Here is a 1,461-nt window from a genome sequence, read left to right on the forward strand (position 1 = left end):
TCAGGCCTTCGGGCTGGGCAGGTAGTTCATCGCACGGGTCCAGTCACCGGCGAGGAGATCCGGCAGCACGCCGAGGGCAACGTCGCTGCTGGCATCGAGTTTTTCCTGTTCGGCGCGTGGCGCACGACCCAGGACGAAATTTGAAACCATACTGGCGACGCCCGGGTGGCCGATGCCAAGCCGCAGACGGTAGAACGTATTCTGATTGCCCAGTTGCGCAATGATGTCGCGCAACCCGTTGTGACCGCCATGGCCGCCGCCCTGCTTGAGCTTGGCGACGCCCGGAGGCAGATCGAGTTCGTCATGCGCCACCAGGATTTCTTCTGGCTTGATGCGGAAGAATCCGGCGAGTGCCGCCACGGCCTGGCCGCTGCGGTTCATGTAGGTGGTGGGAATCAGCAGACGAACATCCTGACCTTGATGCGAGTAGCGCCCGGTCAGGCCGAAATATTTGCGATCGGCGACAAGGTTGACACCTTGTGCAGCTGCGATGCGCTCAACAAAAAGGGCCCCTGCGTTATGCCGGGTCTGGTCGTATTCGGCGCCTGGATTTCCCAGGCCAACGATCAGTTTGATGGCAGTCACGATAGGGGCCCTTCCTTTGGAGTTGTGGATAACATCGCCGTCAGTGAGTGCGGCGAAAGTGGACGAAAAACTTCATTTACTCAAGAGTAAACGCCGCGTTCTCGCCCGCTTTCTCGCTACGTTTCGGTCCGCGATGTTTCCTCAAGCTCCGGCAATACAGAGTGAATTACTCTGCAGCGCCTTCTTCAGCTTCTGGAGCAACGCGTGGAGCGTGTACGTTTGCAACAGCTTTGTCGTCGCCGTGAGCCAGTGCAACGAACTCAACGCCTTTAGGGGCTTTGAGGTCGGACAGGTGAACGATCGCGCCGATTTCCAGAGCCGACAGGTCGACTTCGATGAACTCAGGCAGATCTTTCGGCAGGCAGGTCACTTCGATTTCGTTCAGGACGTGCGAGATTTCGCCGCCTTTCTTGATCGGAGCTTCTTCACCGACGAAGTGAACTGGCACGATAGCGGTCAGTTTCTGACCGGCTACAACGCGTACGAAGTCAGCGTGCAGCACGTGGCCTTTAGATGGGTGACGTTGCAGAGCTTTGATGATGACGTTCTGCTTGGTGCCGCCAACGTTCAGTTCGATAACGTGGCTGTAAGCAGCATCGTTTTCGAGCAGTTTGGCAACTTCTTTGGCCAGCATGCTGATGGATTCAGGGGCTTTGTCGCCACCGTAAACAACAGCTGGAACCAGAGCGGCGAGACGACGCAGGCGGCGGCTCGCACCTTTCCCCAGGTCGGAACGCACTTCAGCATTCAGAGTAAAATCGTTCATTTTGTATCTCCCAAATAGCCATGACCGAGTGGCGTTTGCGACCAGCGCCGAACACGGTATGGGCAAAAAAGCCCCGCCCCGACAGGAATGCCGGGGCGGGGCGCTTTTCG

At 57.7% G+C, this 1,461-nt stretch carries 2 protein-coding genes; both read right to left on the minus strand.

Going from position 1 to position 1,461, the window contains the following annotated elements; all coding sequences use genetic code 11:
• A complete protein-coding gene (gene pth / locus ACIONG_RS22025; protein WP_401302663.1) occupies positions 1 to 585 on the minus strand; it encodes an aminoacyl-tRNA hydrolase in 585 nt (194 codons plus the stop codon).
• Between the two features lie 166 nt (positions 586 to 751).
• Positions 752 to 1,351 (minus strand): 50S ribosomal protein L25/general stress protein Ctc, encoded by a 600-nt coding sequence (locus ACIONG_RS22030; protein ID WP_103306070.1) that lies wholly within the window; start codon positions 1,349 to 1,351, stop codon positions 752 to 754.
• Positions 1,352 to 1,461 lie beyond the last annotated feature (110 nt).

The organism is Pseudomonas sp. NPDC087817, assembly GCF_044742875.1.
Lineage (GTDB): Bacteria > Pseudomonadota > Gammaproteobacteria > Pseudomonadales > Pseudomonadaceae > Aquipseudomonas.